This is a genomic window from Streptomyces sp. 8L, assembly GCF_020176795.1.
Classification (GTDB): Bacteria; Actinomycetota; Actinomycetes; order Streptomycetales; family Streptomycetaceae; genus Streptomyces.
The window spans coordinates 1-3,101 of the sequence record NZ_JAIUKE010000759.1; the positions used below are offsets into that span (position 1 = coordinate 1).

Genomic DNA, 3,101 nt, shown 5'->3' on the forward strand with positions numbered 1-3,101 from the left:
CCCCCAGATATCGTGCAGGCAAGTAGAGATCCACCCTACTTGCCTCACGTACCTGAAGGGAATCACTCACCCTAGATAAGCAGACCGGTCGATGACATAGTGCGTAGCCGCGGACACGGCCAGGCCGACTACGGCACGCCGCCAGTCGATCCCGAGGTGCAGCGTCCGGTCGGCGGCGAGGAGCGCCAAGCCCTGAGTCGCCGTGTATGAGGCGACGTGCCGTGCACAGGCGGCTCGCCCCTCGTTCCCGGGACGGCCCTTGGCGACGGCGTCTCGGTCCTGCTGGGACCAGTAGTCGCCGACCTCGTGCGCGGCCGTCAGGACAGCGTACGCCGCGGCGAATCGTGCAGCCTTCACAATGATCCCTTCTTGTTGCTTTGAGTTACGAACCGGCCGGGTGCATGATTCTCCGGCCGGTGGACGTGTCGAAGATGTCCGAATCGATAGTCACGCCACGTAGGGATTGCCGGGTATCAAGCCATGCTCGCCGGCCACCCGCAGCGCCTCCACTCTTCGCTCCGCCTGCGGCAGATGCCCCACACCCAGTGCCCTGTAGGCATGCGTCAGACGGGAGCCCATAACTTCCCGCGACGCATGAGCGACAGTCGCTGCCTGCTGCAACGTCATCCCCTCAACGAGAGTCAGCCACAGCGCCTGGGCCTGCCGATCGCTCAACACCAGCACCTCACGCTGTGGAGCGGGCGGCCTCCACTCATCAGACAATAGTTGTCCGACCGATGTGCCGAGGGCGTCCGCGATGCGGCGCAGCGATGTCACGTACACATTGGAACGGCCGCCCTCGATGTACTTGACGGTGCTCTCCCCGAGCCCGGACCGCTGGGCGAGATCGAGGCTGGTCCATCCTCGGGAATCGCGTTCGATGCGGATGCGGACTCCGAGGTCACCCAGGTGGTCACTGTCGCTGCTTGACTGTGGAGTGCTCGTGAAGAGGCGTTGGCTGGTGGCCAGATGGACGGCATGGGTGATGTTGCGGGCGCCGAGCCTGAGGGTGATGACTTGTTCGTGGTAGGCGAGGGTGCTGACGGAAATGTGCTCGGTGCGGGCTATTTGGGGTCCGGTGAGGCCTTGCGCGCGATGCCAGAGGATGGCGCGTTGCCGGTCTGAGAGGTCGGGCCCGTCACTGGTGGGTGACGGGCCCTCCCCGGCGGGGGTCACTCGGTACCGCCCTGCACGCCAGCCGGGAAGTCGTCCCACGACACCCGCACATGCTGCGGGAACACATGCCCCCTCCGCAGCCACGGACCCGCCAGATACTCGACCACCGCCGCATCCCGGATCAGGCCCTGCGCGACAACCGCAAGACCCGCGTCGCGCGCGGCGATACCGAACGACCGCAGCTGGGTCATGTTCGCCTGCGTGGCCCGCATGATCCGCTCAGAACGGTGCTCGACCAGCTTCGCTGCCGAGTACCGCGGGCTCCAGGTCCGCCTCTTCCCCGCGGGGTACACGTCGGCATGTGCTCGCCGGTCCGCCTCCAGCGCTTGGAGTTCCTCGTCGGAGAGCTCACAGGCGTAGGCGGTGACGGCGGCGAGGGCCTTGTACGCCCACTGGAGGTACTGCTCCTCCGCCTGCTGGTAGGCGGCCCAGTCGATCGTGGCGGCCCACGCGTTGAGGTCACTGTCGAGCTTGTCCCACTGGTCTCCCTGGGGGCCTGCCCAGGTGGTGCTGGTCATCGGGTTGTCTCCTCGCTCTGGGTGGGGGTGCCCTGCTCACGGGCCCAGCGCCCGTGCACCGGGCAGTCCGGGTCGAAGTCGCAGTCCGGTGTGGCGGTTGTCGGGTTCCATCCGCACTTGCGGGCCGGGCAGTAGTGATCGTCGCGATGGCAGAGGTAGCGCGTGCCGTCGACCGTGTGGTGCTCGGCAGTGGCCTCGTCGGAGTCATCGGCAGCCGGGGGCGCCACGACGGCAGCACGGGTGCGAACACGGTTTGCCGCATCGTGTCCGGCGTGCTGGCCAGCCAGCGCCCACTCGACCGGGTCGACAGCGACCAGATCGTCGGCGGCGTCCTCCAACGCGCAGCGGACGGCGGCAGCCGTATAGGCATCGCGCTCGTCACGCAACCTACTGACGACTTCGCGACTCTCACGCAACATTGACGCGCGACGCTCCAGCTCAGTGCGAAGGTTCGCAACTCGATCGAGCAGCCATGTCATGTCCTGGCGGGCACGAGCAATAAACGAACCGTTCGCGTACGCAGTCTCCTCGTACCCGGTCAGGACAGCCACCCTCCCGTCCGAAGCGAACCCCTCCTCCAGCTGGCGACGTGTCCCATGCTGGATCGTGTACGTGCCGGTCAGGTCCCTGACAGTCCCCCACGGGCCGGGCGTGGCAGCGTCGACGCGGGCCCTGATCTCCCGCTCACGGTTAGACGTCGGGTCATTCATGGCTCTCCTCAGAAGATGTCGTCGTTGACGGCCGGGCAAAGTTCACGCGGGATGACGAGTAGCAGTGCGTCGGGCCGGTAGAGAGTGCAGCCATCAACGCTGATCCAGCCGGCATCGCGGCTGATCCCCCAGATCTCGCCCTCGTGGAGGCACTGGTCGCAATGCGAGGGATTCCACGGCCGGGCACCACCCTTCTGCGGCTTCGGGACGCTCGAGAAGTAGGACACCCACTGGGCGTGGTCGAGGGGCTCGAGCCGGGGGCCGTAGTGGTGCTGGATCGTGCCGAGGGCGAGGTCACCGGGACGGATGTCCTGGACGCGGGTGACGCGGATAGCGGTCGGGTCGAAGCTGCCGTCGGGTGGGGCGATCACGGTGACGCCGGTGAGTCGGCCGGTAGGGATGTAGGTGATGGGGGCGCAGACGATGACGCGGTGGAAGTCGACGTCGACGGCCATGGGGTGCTCCTTAGAGTTCGTAGTCGTCGGTGGGGTCGTAGTCCTGGCCGTCATCGATCTGGCTGGCGCAGGTGGCGTCGTGGGGTCCGCAGTTGGGGCAGCAGCGTCCGCAGTCGCACATGGGCGGGGTGCCTTTCGGCGGGGGGGGGGTTGGTTCCACCAGACTACCCGTTAAGCATTGCATGCACAATGCTTAAGCCGGATCGGGGTACGACAAAGGGGCCCAGCCCAGAGGTCAGACC

At 66.8% G+C, this 3,101-nt stretch carries 5 protein-coding genes; all 5 read right to left on the minus strand.

Translation table 11 applies throughout. The features are described from left to right. Positions 1-66: 66 nt before the first annotated feature. Positions 67-357 carry a hypothetical protein gene (locus LCE31_RS38350; protein ID WP_225022804.1) on the minus strand — a complete coding sequence of 97 codons (291 nt, stop codon included), beginning with the start codon at positions 355-357 and terminating at the stop codon, positions 67-69. Positions 358-447: 90 nt separating this feature from the next. Beyond that, a complete protein-coding gene (locus tag LCE31_RS41050) occupies positions 448-1,176 on the minus strand; it encodes a LuxR C-terminal-related transcriptional regulator (RefSeq protein ID WP_225022805.1) in 729 nt (242 codons plus the stop codon). Next, positions 1,173-1,694, minus strand: coding sequence for a hypothetical protein (locus LCE31_RS38360; RefSeq protein ID WP_225022806.1), 522 nt, complete (start codon positions 1,692-1,694; stop codon positions 1,173-1,175). Before LCE31_RS38360 ends, LCE31_RS41050 begins: the two co-directional genes overlap by 4 nt. Then, positions 1,691-2,404, minus strand: a complete 714-nt coding sequence (locus LCE31_RS38365) for a hypothetical protein (protein WP_225022807.1) — start codon at positions 2,402-2,404, stop codon at positions 1,691-1,693. Before LCE31_RS38365 ends, LCE31_RS38360 begins: the two co-directional genes overlap by 4 nt. 8 nt (positions 2,405-2,412) lie before the next feature. After that, entirely contained in the window at positions 2,413-2,859 is a 447-nt protein-coding gene (locus LCE31_RS38370) for a hypothetical protein (protein ID WP_225022808.1), read from the minus strand. Positions 2,860-3,101: the final 242 nt, after the last annotated feature.

Excerpts from the sequence above, each read along its gene's own strand:
- LCE31_RS38360 (WP_225022806.1), bottom strand. The coding sequence starts at position 1,694 with ATGACCAGCACCACCTGGGCAGGCCCCCAGGGAGACCAGTGGGACAAG.
- LCE31_RS38365 (WP_225022807.1), bottom strand. The coding sequence starts at position 2,404 with ATGAATGACCCGACGTCTAACCGTGAGCGGGAGATCAGGGCCCGCGTC.
- LCE31_RS38370 (WP_225022808.1), bottom strand. The coding sequence starts at position 2,859 with ATGGCCGTCGACGTCGACTTCCACCGCGTCATCGTCTGCGCCCCCATC.